At 67.6% G+C, this 12,519-nt stretch carries 14 protein-coding genes; 3 read left to right on the top strand and 11 right to left on the bottom strand.

Going from position 1 to position 12,519, the window contains the following annotated elements:
• Nucleotides 1–22: 22 nt before the first annotated feature.
• The 6 genes from fdhD to hxsB form a co-directional block, all read right to left on the bottom strand.
• Nucleotides 23–850, bottom strand: coding sequence for a formate dehydrogenase accessory sulfurtransferase FdhD (gene fdhD, locus IPI67_04050; GenBank protein MBK7579359.1), 828 nt, complete (start codon nt 848–850; stop codon nt 23–25).
• Nucleotides 847–1,908 carry a succinyl-diaminopimelate desuccinylase gene (locus IPI67_04045; GenBank protein ID MBK7579358.1) on the bottom strand — a complete coding sequence of 354 codons (1,062 nt, stop codon included), beginning with the start codon at nt 1,906–1,908 and terminating at the stop codon, nt 847–849. Before IPI67_04045 ends, fdhD begins: the two co-directional genes overlap by 4 nt.
• The gene (locus tag IPI67_04040) at nt 1,908–2,732 is read right to left on the bottom strand and encodes a 2,3,4,5-tetrahydropyridine-2,6-dicarboxylate N-succinyltransferase (GenBank protein ID MBK7579357.1); all 825 of its coding nucleotides are present in this window, start codon (nt 2,730–2,732) and stop codon (nt 1,908–1,910) included. The genes IPI67_04045 and IPI67_04040 overlap by 1 nt, the downstream gene beginning before the upstream one ends.
• Nucleotides 2,733–2,798: 66 nt before the next feature.
• Nucleotides 2,799–3,536, bottom strand: coding sequence for a hypothetical protein (locus tag IPI67_04035; protein ID MBK7579356.1), 738 nt, complete (start codon nt 3,534–3,536; stop codon nt 2,799–2,801).
• A complete protein-coding gene (ndk, locus tag IPI67_04030; protein ID MBK7579355.1) occupies nt 3,488–4,054 on the bottom strand; it encodes a nucleoside-diphosphate kinase in 567 nt (188 codons plus the stop codon). The genes IPI67_04035 and ndk overlap by 49 nt, the downstream gene beginning before the upstream one ends.
• A 199-nt stretch (nt 4,055–4,253) precedes the next feature.
• A complete protein-coding gene (hxsB, locus tag IPI67_04025; GenBank protein ID MBK7579354.1) occupies nt 4,254–5,753 on the bottom strand; it encodes a His-Xaa-Ser system radical SAM maturase HxsB in 1,500 nt (499 codons plus the stop codon).
• Nucleotides 5,754–5,823: 70 nt separating this feature from the next.
• Here hxsB and IPI67_04020 point away from each other — a divergent pair, with 70 nt between their 5' ends.
• A complete protein-coding gene (locus tag IPI67_04020) occupies nt 5,824–6,723 on the top strand; it encodes a radical SAM protein (protein MBK7579353.1) in 900 nt (299 codons plus the stop codon).
• Between the two features lie 17 nt (nt 6,724–6,740).
• On the opposite strand, the gene sucD is transcribed toward IPI67_04020, so the two are convergent.
• The 3 genes from sucD to IPI67_04005 all read right to left on the bottom strand — a co-directional run bounded on the left by sucD (nt 6,741) and on the right by IPI67_04005 (nt 9,471).
• Nucleotides 6,741–7,634 carry a succinate--CoA ligase subunit alpha gene (gene sucD, locus IPI67_04015; GenBank protein ID MBK7579352.1) on the bottom strand — a complete coding sequence of 298 codons (894 nt, stop codon included), beginning with the start codon at nt 7,632–7,634 and terminating at the stop codon, nt 6,741–6,743.
• A gap of 13 nt (nt 7,635–7,647) precedes the next feature.
• On the bottom strand, nt 7,648–8,847 hold the full coding sequence (sucC, locus tag IPI67_04010) for an ADP-forming succinate--CoA ligase subunit beta (GenBank protein ID MBK7579351.1): 1,200 nt from the start codon (nt 8,845–8,847) through the stop codon (nt 7,648–7,650).
• A gap of 105 nt (nt 8,848–8,952) precedes the next feature.
• A complete protein-coding gene (locus IPI67_04005) occupies nt 8,953–9,471 on the bottom strand; it encodes a hypothetical protein (protein MBK7579350.1) in 519 nt (172 codons plus the stop codon).
• Between the two features lie 76 nt (nt 9,472–9,547).
• Between IPI67_04005 and IPI67_04000 the strand changes: the two genes are divergently transcribed.
• Together IPI67_04000 and IPI67_03995 are read left to right on the top strand one after the other, a co-directional pair.
• Nucleotides 9,548–10,726: a hypothetical protein gene (locus IPI67_04000; protein ID MBK7579349.1), complete on the top strand. Its 1,179-nt coding sequence runs from the start codon at nt 9,548–9,550 to the stop codon at nt 10,724–10,726.
• Nucleotides 10,723–11,073 (top strand): hypothetical protein, encoded by a 351-nt coding sequence (locus tag IPI67_03995; protein ID MBK7579348.1) that lies wholly within the window; start codon nt 10,723–10,725, stop codon nt 11,071–11,073. The genes IPI67_04000 and IPI67_03995 overlap by 4 nt, the downstream gene beginning before the upstream one ends.
• 4 nt (nt 11,074–11,077) lie before the next feature.
• On the opposite strand, the gene IPI67_03990 is transcribed toward IPI67_03995, so the two are convergent.
• Together IPI67_03990 and IPI67_03985 are read right to left on the bottom strand one after the other, a co-directional pair.
• A complete protein-coding gene (locus IPI67_03990) occupies nt 11,078–11,320 on the bottom strand; it encodes a DUF2132 domain-containing protein (GenBank protein MBK7579347.1) in 243 nt (80 codons plus the stop codon).
• 36 nt (nt 11,321–11,356) lie between these two features.
• Nucleotides 11,357–12,478 (bottom strand): hypothetical protein, encoded by a 1,122-nt coding sequence (locus tag IPI67_03985; protein MBK7579346.1) that lies wholly within the window; start codon nt 12,476–12,478, stop codon nt 11,357–11,359.
• Nucleotides 12,479–12,519: the final 41 nt, after the last annotated feature.

The following is a 12,519-nucleotide window of genomic DNA, read 5'->3' as shown; positions in this document are numbered from 1 at the left end:
TCTCAGCGCTCTACGGCGCGCGTCAGTCTTCCAGCCGCTGACTGCCGGCGTAGACGTTGAACGCGCCGTCCCTGGAAAATCCGATCAGGGTCATGCCCGCGCGAATCGCTGTGTCGATGGCGAGGGAGGTGGGCGCGGACACCGCGACGACGACCGGGAAACCCGAGACGAACGCCTTCTGCACGATCTCGAAGCTGGTCCGCCCCGAGACGATCAAGAGCTTTTCCTGGGCCGGCAGGGCGCCGTCGAGCAGCAGGCGTCCGATGACCTTGTCCACCGCGTTGTGGCGACCGACGTCTTCTCGTACCACGCTGAGCTTGCCCTCGAGATCTGCCGCGCCCGCCGCGTGAAGCCCACCGGTCTTGGAAAACACCGGCTGCTCGGCGCGCAGGCTCGCCGTTAGGGTCTGGATGACGGCGCGACGCACGCGCACCTCGTCAGCCAGCGGCAAGCGCTCTCCGATCAGGTCGTCGATGCTGCGCCGACCACAGACCCCGCAGCTCGTGCTCACGAGACTGCCGCGCCGTGCGAGGGCGAGCCGTTCGACGTCGATCACGTTGCCCGGTGCCGGAGTCACCTCGAGGGTGTTGCCGTAGCCCTCGTCTCCGGGGCGCCCACAGTGACCCAGGCCGCCGAGATCTGCGGCCGAGCCGATGATGCCCTCCGAGAGCAGAAGGCCTGCGGCCAGCTCTCTATCGTGGCCGGGCGTGCGCATGGTGATGGCCAGCGTGTCCCCGGCGATGCGGATCTCGAGGGGTTCTTCCACCACCACCGCATCGGCGATGGTCCGCTCGGTGCCGTCCGCGAGGTAGCGCAAGGTCGAGCGCTGTCGGCTCGCCTTGTCGTTCATCGTGCCTCGATGCGCGAGAGCCAGCTCGACAGGATGCGCTGACCCTCCGCCAGTCCCGAAATCAGCGTCCACTCGTTCTTCTGGTGCGCCTGCGCCTGGGTACCCGGGCCGAAATTCACCGCGGGCACGCCGATCTGAGCGAACCGCGCGACGTCGGTCCACGCCTGTTTGGGTTCGATGGCGGCCACCCCGCTGACGGCCAACGCCTCGACCAGCGGGTGATGGCGATTCGGCGGCGCGGCGGGCGAGAGATCGATGAACTCGAGCTCGGCCTCTCCCGCGACGAGCTCCAGCATCTCATCCTGAACCTGTTCGAGCCCGCGATCGGGACCGAAACGCCGATTCAGGTTCAGCTCGAAACGATCGGGGATCACGTTGCGGCCGCGACCTCCGCTGGCCATCGTGGCGCTCGTGACATGGGACCACTCGAGCCCGTCGATGAGCACACGCTGAGGCTCGAGCGCGGACAGGCGCGTGAGCAGCGCGGCGGCCTTGTGAATGGCGTTCTCACCCTGCCAGGGGCGCGCGGAGTGGGCGGTCTTCCCCCGGAAGTGCGCCCTGGCGTGCACCGAGCCGCTGCAGCCGAGCTGCAGTTTGTTGTCGCTCGGTTCGAGGGCGATGGCGAACTCGACCTGAGCGAGCTCGGGGTCCTCGGCCAAGACCACTCCCAGCTCGTTCTCCGCGTACGGTCCCTCTTCGCGCGCGTAGAACACGAGCGTGAGATCGACTCCGGGTCGCTCGGCGCGTTCCGCGAGGTCGAGCATCAGCGTGAGGCCGCTCTTCATGTCGGCCGCGCCGGGCCCGTAGAGACGCTCCCCCTCGATGCGGGGTGGTCGGTCGTGCTCGGTCGGCACCACGTCGAGGTGACCGACCAACGCCACCCTCGGCCCACCCGTGCCGCGCGTCAGCGGCACGACGAGTGAGTCGCCGAAGCGTCGAATCGGTGCCCCAAGCTCGAGCTTCGACAGCCGCTCCGCCAGCGTGTCGCACAAGAGGCGCTCCTCGCCGATGAGCGACGGGATCTCGCACAGCCACAGCAGCGTGTCTTCGAGCTGCATTACACCGGAACGTTGAACTCTCGGAGAGCGCTGTTCAAGCTGGTCTTTTTGTCCGTGCTGGCCTTGCGCTCTCCGATGATCAGCGCGCAGGGGACCATGTACTCTCCGGCCGGGAACTTCTTCGGGCGCATCCCCGGGATCACCACGCTGCGGGCCGGGACTCGGCCGCGGTGCTCGACCGGCTCGGCCCCGGTGACGTCCAGGATGGCCGTCGAAGCAGTGAGCGTCACACCAGCGCCGATCACGGCCTCGCTCTCGACCAGCACCCCCTCGACGATGATGGCGCGCGAGCCGACGAAACAGCCGTCCTCGACGATGACGGGCTGCGCACCCGGCGGTTCGAGCACGCCACCAATGCCGACCCCGCCCGAGAGGTGACAGTTCTTGCCGATCTGCGCGCACGACCCGACCGTCGCCCAGGTGTCGACCATTGTCCCGGCACCCACCCACGCACCGATGTTCACGTAGCCCGGCATGATGATGGCGCCGGCCTCGACGAAGGCGCCGTAGCGAACCGTGCCTGGCGGGACGACTCGAACACCGGCGGCTTCGAGCCCGCGCTTGAGCGGGATCTTGTCGAAGAACTCGATGGGGCCGGCTTGCAGGCGCCGCATCTCTGACACCGAGAAGTAGAGCAGCACGGCTTGTTTGACCCAAGCGTGGGTCTCCCAGTCGCCTACGGCGCGCTGGGTCGCCACGCGGATCTTGCCACTGTCGAGCAGCGCGACGGCCTCGTGCACTGCGGCCCGGTGGCGCGGCTGGCTGAGCAGCTCTCGATCCTCGAAGGCGGCCTCGACCAGCGTTCGTACTTCTGAAGCTTCCACGGAAACGAGGACATAGCGCGATTTACTCGCGGCTAGAACGAAATCCGTAAACTCGCGCAGGTCGCTTCAAGCACTGAGGGAGAGCGTGAAGCGCGCGGCCGCTTCGTCCCACGCGAGCTCGGCGCGGGAGGCGCGCGCGGCCGCTCGGGCGCAGGCCAGGGTGGGCGCGATCAGCGGAAGAGTCGGCAGAGACACGGTCGGGCCCGCGGCGGTCGTCCGCATCACGGTCAACGTCCGGCTGTTTCCCGCGGCCTCCACCGTCATGCCTGCGGCAGCGCCGCTCGCGCCCTGGACCAATCCCGCGCCGAAGCCCAAGAGCACGACGAACAGGCGGGGATTGACCAGCACCTCGGACTCGAGCCTGGAAGGGACACGGACCTCGACCCGGCCTTCGTCGCCGCGAGTTTGTCTCGACCCCTCGAGCAGCGAGCCGAGGCCCGCTCGCAACAGACCGCCTTGGACTGCTTCGTTCAAGGTGTCGAGCAACGAGCGTCCGGCATCGAGCTCACCGGATAATCGAAGGACGGCCCGCTCGAGCCCGAGCCGCAGCTTTGCGTTGATCGATTTTCCAATTGCCGAGGAGAGCTCACGCTCGAGCTCGGTGGCACGGGGCACCATGAACGCCAGGAGCTCGTCCGTTGCGCCGCGGTCGGGCAGCCGAGCGGCAATCGTCTCGATCAGGCTGCGCGTGCTGGCGTTGATGACCTCGCACGAGGCGTGCACGTCCGGGAGCACACTCTCGATGGCTCGCGGGCCTACGCGCACGCTCTGCAGCAGCTGCGACAGGTTGCGCACGCTGCCCATGGCATCGCGCAGACGCCCGCGCGCTGCTTCCAGCTGCGCTGCTTCGTCTTGCGCGCCGTCCTCGGGCCTACCACTCGCCATTGGGCGGAAGTGTTGGGCTCAGAGCAAGTCGTGGCCAGGGAAAAGTAACCGCACTCCTTGAGACCGTTCTCCTCGGAGTCGGACCCATGGACCGCGTTTTCGCCAACGTTCGAGCCGTAGAGCTTGCGCACGGTGCCCGCGGCAGCCTTCGCTGGATCCGTCGCGCCGATGACGTCACGATAGTGTTGCACGGCGTTGTCCCGCTCGAGGGCGACGACGACCACGGGACCCCGGGTCATGAAGGTGCACAGCTCGTCGAAGAACGGCCGCTCGCGGTGGACCGCGTAGAACCCCTCGGCCTGGCCGCGGCTCAGGTGGGTCTGCCGCAGGGCGACGACCTTGAAGCCCTCGTCGAGCAGACGCTGGACGATGTGCCCCTGGACCCGCTTCTCGACGGCGTCCGGCTTGATGATGCAGAGCGTTCGCTGACTCGCCATGGCTACTCCAACAATTTCTTGGGTTTGTCCCGCCCGCTTGGCGGGGGCTCTTACGGCATGGGGCCGTTTCGATCAACAGAGAACTGTGCGCCCTGCGCACCCGGCCAGTGCCAGGGGCGGGCGGGCTCGCCCGATTTTCAGCCTGGGCGCTCGCCTCGCCGACTCAGCCCGGGTCCGGCTGGGATGCGCGTCCTGGCGCTCAGCTCACCGCGCACTGCTGGAGGAAATGGGATCGCTCTCGCGACGTAGTCCAGCGCTCGAGGGTCGAGACCACTGCCGGGTCGTTCTGCCTCAGTTTGTCGAAGAGGTAGTCCTGGATGCCCTTGTGAACGGCGCACCAATCACTCTCGCGCATGCGCCCGTGCAGCGAGCCCTGAGTCTCGTAGTTGTGCACCGGACAGATGCCACAGTACGCCGCGTAGGTGCAGCTGACGCAGTCCGGTTGGGTGTCGAGGTTGGACGCCGCCATGATCGAGCGCACCGTCTCGTGAGTCATGAGCTCGCGGTACTTCGTCTCGTCGACGTGGCCGAGTCGAAACAGGTCGTCCCCCATCTCGTGCAGCATGCGCCCCTCGTCGCAGGTGAACATGCGGCCGTCGTAGTTGTATGCGAGCTGCCCGATGCCGGCGCCGCAGGGTGAGCGAATATCGAGGAAGTTCGGGTCGTCCTCCGTCAGGATCTTCGTCAAGAAGATGGCGGCGTAGCGCTCGAGGATCTCGGCGCCCGCGGCGTTCTTCTCCAGCATGTAGTCGACCGCCTCGCGGTAGAAATCGAGGTAGCTGCGGCGCTCGTACTCGATCTTGTGCCCGGTCTCGCTGGCGAAGCCGAAGGGATCGAGGGGACGCATGAAGAGCGCGCGACAGCCGAGCTCGAGGTAGGTGTCGACGATCTCCCGGGGATAGTCCAGCGCCGCCCGCGTCACCGTGATCAGCGCCTCGACGTGGTAGAGCGTCGGGTCGAGTCCCATGTCTCCATAGCGCTGGTTGAGCTTGCGGATCCAGCCCGAGGCTTGGGCAAACGCGCTGCCTCCGGCCAGGACCCGCTGTTTGTCGTGCAGGGTCGGCGGGCCGTCGATGCTGGTGCAGATCTGGACCTTCTTGCCCACCAGGTAGTCGAGCCGCTCGTCGGTCATCAGCGAGAGGTTCGAGACCATCGTGAACTCGAGCTCCTTGCCGTAGGCGCGGTTCTTTGCGAGCGCATACTCGATGGCGTGTTCGACCACCGGGAAGTTGGCGAGGGGTTCACCGCCCTGGAATTCGATGGTGATGCGCGGCGCCGTCGAGCGCAGGGCCAGGTCCACGCATTTCTCTGCCGTCTCGCGCGACATGTCGGTGTCGACGCGGTCCATGGCAGCGCGGCTGGCGTGGCAATACACACACGTCTCGTTGCAGCGCAGGGTCACCACCAGCACGTGAAGATTCGGGCCGTAGCGCAGGAACGCCTTCTTGCGCCGCATGCGCGCAGCGAGGGTGGCAGGGTCCACGTGGTCGGCGAGGAAACCCCGCTCGCGCAGGCGGGCTTCGAGGGCCGAGCCTTCGCTGAGCTCACCGCGGAACAACTGGTCTCGTTCGGCTTCACTCACGAACACCCAATCGCCGAAGGCGGTGGTCAGGAGCACTTCACCGCCCACGCTGCGGTGGCGCACTGGCATCAGCTTGCCCGGTCGTTTGGGGCGGATCCCGAGCTTCAGGAGCTGCATCTGTCACAGCGTAGCTGTCGAGATGCTCGGCGTCATGTCCCCGGCCACATGATTTGCTAGCTTTCGGCGGGTGGCGCAGGGTGAGCGACGTCTGGATCTGAAGCTCGGCTTCGCCTGCAACAACCGTTGTCTATTCTGCGCCCAGGGCGACAAGCGGACGGAGTGTGAGGCGCGACCTGCCGAGCGATTGCTCGCGGAGCTGGCGTTGGCCAGGCCGGACGCCAGGGGGGTCGTCCTGACCGGCGGCGAGCCGACGCTCTACAAACGCCTGGTGCCGCTGGTTCGCGTGGCACGAAAGCTCGGGTTCTCGCGGGTTCAGCTCCAGACCAACGGGCGCATGCTCGCTTACCCGCGCGTGCTCCAGGCGTTGATCGACGCGGGCGTGACCGAGATCGCGCCGTCGTTGCACGGTGCGACCGCGGAGGTGCATGAGAGCCTCACGCGGGCGGCCGGCAGCTTCGACGAGACCTGTACGGGGATCACGAACGCGATCAGTGCTGGGCTTCCGGTCCTCACCAACAGCGTGATCACTCGGCACAACGTCGGCACTCTGCCGGAGCTCGTGGCGCTGCTCGCGTCATTCGGCGTCACACGGGCGCAGCTGGCGTTCGTACACCCGGTGGGCACGGCGTTCGAGCGGTTCGACGAGGTCGTGCCGCTGTTCTCCGATCTGGTCGTCCCGCTCGGGGCGGCGCGCTTGGTCGCCATCGAACGCAGGGTGAGCCTGCGCACCGAGGCGGTCCCTTTGTGTTTCCTCCGCGGCATGCAGGAGCTCGCCGCCGAGTCGACGATCCCGTTGACCACGGTCAGCGATCTCGAGGGTCGGCGCGACTACTCCGAGTGGCGGGTGCACGAAGGCAAATCACACGGACCCCCGTGCCAGGCGTGCTCCGCCCGGGAGCAGTGCGAAGGTCCGTGGCGCGAGTACCCCGACCTACGCGGTTGGGACGAGATGGTGCCGTTCGCGTAGCGCTCGACGGCCCGCGCCTACAGCATGCTCTTCAGCGTGGTCCCCATGTCGCTGGGCGTCGGGGCGACCTTCACACCGGCGGCGGTGAGCGCGGCGATCTTGTCCTTGGCGGTGCCCTTGCCGCCGCTGATGATGGCGCCGGCGTGACCCATGCGTTTGCCGGGGGGGGCGGTGGTGCCGGCGATGAATCCGGCGACCGGCTTCTTGAAGTGCGCCTTGATGTACTCGGCCGCGCGCTCCTCGGCCGCGCCGCCGATTTCACCGATCATGATCACACCCTCGGTGTTTGGATCTTCGTTGAACAGCTTGAGCACGTCGATGAAGTCGGTGCCGTTCACGGGATCTCCGCCGATGCCCACGCAGGTGCTCTGACCGATGCCGAGGGCCGTCAGCTGGCCCACGGCTTCGTAGGTGAGGGTGCCGGAGCGGCTGACGACGCCGATCTTGCCGGGTTTGTGGATGTGACCCGGCATGATGCCGATCTTGCACTCGCCGGGGGTGATGACCCCGGGGCAGTTTGGTCCGACCAGTCGAACGTTCTTGCCTTCGAGAGCCCGGCGAGCCCGGACCATGTCCATCACCGGGATGCCCTCGGTGATGGCGATCACCAAGCGGCAGCCAGCGTCTGCGGCCTCGAGAATGGCGTCGGCTGCGCCGAGCGCCGGGACGAAGATGCACGAGGCATCGGCGCCGGTCTGTTTCACCACCTCGGCCATGGTGTCGAAGACCGGGATCTTGACGGTCTTGCCGTCGGGGCCGATGGCCTCGAAGGTCTCACCGCCGCGACCGGGCGTGCAGCCGGCGACGACCTGCGTGCCGTAGGCGATGCACTGTTTGGCGTGGAAGGAGCCGGCGGAGCCGGTGATGCCCTGGACGACGACGCGGGTGTTCTTGTTGACGAGAATGGACATTGGTCTGCTTTCCTCAGGCGCCGCGCACCAGGTCTACGATTTTCTTCGCGCCGTCCGCCATCGTGGTGGCGGGGACGAGAGCGAGCCCGCTCTCGGAGAGGATCTTCTTGCCGAGCTCGACGTTGGTGCCCTCGAGCCGCACCACACACGGCACGCTCAGGCCGATTTCCTTGGCCGCCGCCACGACACCCTCGGCGATGACGTCGCACCTCATGATGCCGCCGAAGATGTTGACGAAGATGCCTTTCGCTTCGTCGCCGTGCAGGATGATCTTCAAGGCCTTGGTGACCTGCTCCTTGGTGGCGCCGCCGCCGACGTCCAGGAAGTTCGCGGGCTCACCGCCGAAGTGTTTGATGATGTCCATGGTGGACATGGCAAGCCCAGCGCCGTTGACCAGGCAACCGATGTCGCCGTCGAGGTTGATGTAGGAGAGTCCGGCCTCCTTGGCCTCGAGCTCGATGGCGTCCTCTTCGTCCCGGTCCTCGAGCGCCTCCCACTCCTTGTGGCGGCCCTCGGCGTTGCTGTCGAAGTTGATCTTCGAGTCGAGCGCCACCACGTCTCCGGTCTTGGTGACGATGAGCGGGTTGATCTCGAGCAGCGAGCAGTCTTCCTGGTCGAACAGGCGACCGAGCTTGGCCAGGATGTCCCCGAACTGCTTGATGGTCTCCTTGGGTTTCGGGCTGCCCTCACCGAGCCCGAGGCCGAAGGCGAGCTTGCGACCCTGCCACGCGCCCAGGCCGAGCACGGGATCGATGTGCTCGGTCAGGATCTTCTCCGGCGTCTCCGCGGCGACCTTCTCGATTTCCACGCCGCCCTCGGTGCTGGCCATGATCGCGATCCGCTTCTTCTCGCGGTCCACGACCAGGCCCAGGTAGAGCTCCCGGGCAATGTCGAGCCCTTGCTCGATGTAGAGGCGACGCACCTTCTGTCCGCCCGGACCGGTCTGGTGTGTGACCAGCTGCATGCCGAGCAGTGAATCGGCCACCTCGCGGACCTTCTTCGGTCCGTCCTTCACGACCTTGACGCCGCCGCCCTTGCCGCGCCCACCCGCGTGGATCTGCGCCTTGACGACGACCACCGGCACGCCGGTCTCGTCGATCAATTTTTTCGCGACGGTCTCGGCCTCTTCGGTGCTGAAGGCCGGGTAGCCCTTCGGGACCGGAATGCCGTACTTCGCGAAGATCTGCTTGCCTTGATACTCGTGGATCTTCATTGGGGGACAAGGCGAGTAGATCAGGGTTCGAGCGGCGGCAAGCGGCTCGGGGCGGAAAGCCTTGCGCGCTCGCGCGGAGCCCGGTGCGCACGCGCTTTCACCCGTTCAGGGGCGCGGCTCGGGCTCAGCCCGCGACTCGGCGTCGAGGGTCAGGCGACGCAGCAGATAACCGCCGCTGCCGTGCTCGACCTCGACCTCACCGTGGCGGGGAGCGGCGTGCAGATCCCCTGCTTGCGAATCCGAGACCAGCGCCTCGAAGGTGATGCGTACTCGCGACGGGTCGAGGCTCTGGGCCCGCAGCTCTTTGAGCTGAATGGCCGGGCGGTGCCCGAAGCCCAGCTCGATGGCGCGGGCGATGACCTCGTCGCGCCCGCGGGCGGAAGGGCCGCCACTGACGTCGAAGCTCGCGTCGGGTGAGAGCAGAGGAGCGAGCTCCTGCCGTAACCGCGCGGCGCGCTTCGCCGGGGCTTCACTCGGTTTGTCGTCGAGGGTCGCCGCGATCCGTTCCACCAGACTCATGCTCTCGCGCTCGGGCGAGGCGGGGCGTTTGAACACGGCCAGCGCACCGGCGGCGAGCGCGGCGCCCACGACCCACGCGGTGACTCTGGCTCTGGTCACGGGCATCAGCGCCCAGCTTAGTCCGGTTCGCTGCATTGGCGACGTAGACGCAAGCAGTGCCCGATCGTCGTATGCTCGGGCGGTGGGGCTCCGCTTCGTCAGCTCGCTCGGATTCGCCGCGGTCGTGGGCCTCTCGGCGGGGTGTCAGTGTCAGTCCGATGCGGATGGCGCGGCGCCAAGCAGCGGGGGCGTCTCCAGCTCGGACGCAGCGTGGCCCGATGCAGCGGGGGCTGGTGGTAGCTCTGGCGCGACCGCGGCAGGGGGGGGAAGCGCTGGCCTCGCGGACGCCGCGACTGACGGTGCTGCGGGCGCGGCTTCGGATCCCCTGGCAGCTCTTCCGACGTGTGTAGTCAGCCCAGCCGAAACCTTCGATCCCGGCCAGATCCAGTTTCCCGCTGCGGGGAGCAACGGCTACGTCACCCCCAGCCCGGCGGCACGCGCAGCGCTCACGAGCTCCGTTGCGTCCCTCGCGGCGGGCGATGGTGCGGCGGCCCTGAGTCAGGCGGGTCAGGCGGGATACAAGCTCTGTCGCGGCGCGGGGGAAGATGCGGCGATTGCGCTCTACCGACCCCAGAGCGGAGGCGAAGGCGCTGCGGTGTTTGCGCTGCGCACCGGTCCCGCCCGCGCCCTCGTGCTCGAAGCGCCCCATCCGCTGTTTGATTCGAAGACGCTGACGCAGGCCTTCGAGGCGTTCACCGAGCTCGGCGCGCGCGCCCTCGTCGCGAGTGGGACCCACCGCTGTGCGAACAGTGCGTTCTCGTCTTGTGCGGGAACGACGACGGCATGTAGCGGTGGCGCGGACGAGAAGTTCCGAACGAGTGACATGGCCCACGTCGCGGACAGCTTCTACGAGAGCGCTCACGAGGGTCTCGCTGCGGCGTTCCCTTCGGACTTGGTGATTGGTGTGCATGGCATGGCGGATGTCGGTGTGAGCCTGTCGGACGGCACTAGCGCGCCGACTGCCGCGGACGCGCCGGTCGCAGTTTTGGCGAAGCTGCTCGGGCAGAAGCTGGCGGCCGCAGGCCTCCCCGCGCAAACCGTGACCACCTGCAACGGCTATCCAGGCGCGCCGTCGGTCGTCGTGCGGCTGTGCGGGGAGACGGACGTCGCGGGTCGCTTCAGAAACGGCTCGCTAACGCCGTGCACGCTCGCCGCCAAGAGCGCGAGCGGGCGCTTCATTCACATGGAGCAGTCCCTGGCTGTACGCACGCAGGCGGTTGCGGTGCGGGCGGCACTCGGCGATTTGGTTCCGGCTCCGTGAGCAAGTCGCCCGGCGGCGGCGGCGCTGGTGCGCCTGCCGGGGTCAGCGCCGCGGACGACTGCGGCTACACCGATGCGTGCACCGAGGGCTCCGTCACGGGCCACGGGTTCTATTGCCCGCACTACGCGAAGGTCCCGCCGGCTACCGGCTGCGTGCTCGGCACCAAGGGCACCCTCGCCAACCTGCATTGGTGTTGTCCCGATCCCATCTGCAGTCACTTCAAGTCGACGGACTACGTCTGCGCCAACAAGGCGGGCCAGCCCCATGACTACTCGTGCGCGCCGGGCGCCCCAGCCGCGGCGGGCTGCGCCGACGACGGAGCCGCCGGGTTCTGCTGCGCGTTTTGAGCGTTCAGCCTCGCGCTGAGCGTTCAGCCTCGCGCAGCATGAACAGATAGAGCTCTTCGACCTTGGCACGCGCCCACGGCGTGCGGCGCAAGAACTTGAGGCTCGAAGCTACGCTCGGATCCGCTTGAAAGCAGCGGATGTTGACCAAGTTGCCGAGCTCGGGAAAGCCGTAGTGCTCGACGAGCTCGGTCACGATGCGTTCGAGCGTGATGCCGTGGAGTTTGTTCTTGGGTTGCTCGGCGCTCATGGGACGCGGTTCCGCCAGGGCGGGAGGCACGGCGTATCATAGACGCTTCGCCCGCATCAAAGCGCCGGTACCCGGGTCGTTCAAGGGGCCGCCGGTGCGGCTGCCGGCGTTGACCCAGTACACACCGGAGGCATCGACGGCGATGCCCGAAGGGCAGTCTTGTTTGTCCGCGAGCACCTCGACGGTCTTGGTATCGAAGGGGATGCGCAAGACCTGGCCCCCGCCGGCAGTGCAGGACTTCGAGGCGTCCGTCGTCACGTACAAAGCGTCCTGGTCCAGGGCGATGGCGTTTGGGCCATCGACTGTCGCCAGCGCTTCCGGGGACGAAGAGTCGAACGCGACGCGCGAAACGCCGCTCGGCGTGCCAAAGTACACGTACGTTGCATCCACGGCGAGCTGCGTCAACGCCGCGGTCGGAGCGACGACGTCGAAATTCGGATCGCCGATCTTCACTCGGCGCAGCGCGGGATCCGAACCGGTGGAAGCGAGGGCGAAGACGTAGGCGCCCGTGCCGATCAAGTAGTAGAAATTCGTGGAGGGCAAGTCCGCCAGCACCTGCGCCGCGCTGCCGGTCAGCAACGCGCGCTGGAAATCGGGCGCGTCGGCTGTCCACCACAGATACTCGCCGCCCGGGGCGAGATCGATCACCGGGCCCGCTGGCGCAACGAAGGTCGTCTTCTTCGTACCGTCAGCTTCCATGATGTAGATCGTCTCGGTTGCGCGGTCAGCGAATAGCACCTGAGCCCCGAACGGCTTGACCGCAGCGACCGTCCCCTCGTGATGCGTAGTCGGCGAGCCACCAGCGAGCGGCACCGAAGAGAGGCTGCCCGGCACGCTCGCTGCGCTGTCACCGCGACTGGCCCAGAACACGCGGCCGCCTGCCAGCGCGATGCGGAAGCAATTCGTCTGATTCGTCACCAGGCTCTCGGCGGGCGCGAAGGTCGAACCGAGGGCAACCGTGCCGCCACCGCCCGCCGCGCCCCCGCTCGCAGTGCCGGCCGCGCCTGCGCTGCCGCCCAGGCCCGTGCCGCCGCTTCCGCCCGCGCCGCCCGCCGCTCCCCCGCCTGCGGCGCCGCCGGTGCTACCGCCGCCGCTGCCCGAGCTACCGCAGCCGGAGAGCGCGCAAGCGAGCAGGGCAATCAGAGAGAGTCTCGGCATGCCCCTTGATACGCCGCCGTGCGGCAGCCCTTCCCCGTGCA

It is taken from the genome of Myxococcales bacterium, assembly GCA_016706225.1.
In the GTDB taxonomy this organism is placed as follows: Bacteria; Myxococcota_A; Polyangia; order Polyangiales; family Polyangiaceae; genus JADJKB01.
This window is presented reverse-complemented; position numbering and strand designations above follow the sequence as displayed.

Bases quoted from the DNA above. Each gene is read 5' to 3' on its own strand.
- IPI67_03990 (MBK7579347.1), bottom strand. From the start codon at position 11,320: ATGAGCGCCGAGCAACCCAAGAACAAACTCCACGGCATCACGCTCGAA.
- fdhD (MBK7579359.1), bottom strand. From the start codon at position 850: ATGAACGACAAGGCGAGCCGACAGCGCTCGACCTTGCGCTACCTCGCG.
- hxsB (MBK7579354.1), bottom strand. From the start codon at position 5,753: ATGCAGCTCCTGAAGCTCGGGATCCGCCCCAAACGACCGGGCAAGCTG.
- IPI67_04005 (MBK7579350.1), bottom strand. From the start codon at position 9,471: ATGCCCGTGACCAGAGCCAGAGTCACCGCGTGGGTCGTGGGCGCCGCG.
- IPI67_04045 (MBK7579358.1), bottom strand. From the start codon at position 1,908: ATGCAGCTCGAAGACACGCTGCTGTGGCTGTGCGAGATCCCGTCGCTC.
- IPI67_04035 (MBK7579356.1), bottom strand. From the start codon at position 3,536: ATGGGCAGCGTGCGCAACCTGTCGCAGCTGCTGCAGAGCGTGCGCGTA.
- IPI67_03985 (MBK7579346.1), bottom strand. From the start codon at position 12,478: ATGCCGAGACTCTCTCTGATTGCCCTGCTCGCTTGCGCGCTCTCCGGC.
- sucC (MBK7579351.1), bottom strand. From the start codon at position 8,847: ATGAAGATCCACGAGTATCAAGGCAAGCAGATCTTCGCGAAGTACGGC.
- sucD (MBK7579352.1), bottom strand. From the start codon at position 7,634: ATGTCCATTCTCGTCAACAAGAACACCCGCGTCGTCGTCCAGGGCATC.
- ndk (MBK7579355.1), bottom strand. From the start codon at position 4,054: ATGGCGAGTCAGCGAACGCTCTGCATCATCAAGCCGGACGCCGTCGAG.